A 203-nucleotide genomic window follows, 5' to 3' on the forward strand; every position below is an offset into this window, starting at 1 on the left:
CACCGCGTGCTCGTCCTCGCTGGTCGCACTGCACCTGGCGTGCCGGAGTCTGCGTAGCGGGGAGAGCGAGACCGCGATCGCCGGCGGGGTGAACCTGCTCATGTCCCCGGCGGTGTTCCGGGGCTTCGACCAGAGCGGGGCGCTCTCGACCACCGGGGCGTGCCACGCTTTCGACGCCGACGCCGACGGATTCGTGCGCGGCG

The 203-nt window shown here is 72.9% G+C and carries 1 protein-coding gene; it reads left to right on the forward strand.

What is annotated here, in order from left to right; translation table 11 throughout:
* On the forward strand, nt 1–203 hold a 203-nt coding region (locus LI92_RS21765; protein ID WP_046322929.1), incomplete at both ends, for a beta-ketoacyl synthase N-terminal-like domain-containing protein.

The sequence above is a fragment of the Mycobacterium sp. UM_Kg1 genome (genome assembly GCF_000972925.1).
In the GTDB taxonomy this organism is placed as follows: Bacteria; Actinomycetota; Actinomycetes; order Mycobacteriales; family Mycobacteriaceae; genus Mycobacterium; species Mycobacterium hiberniae.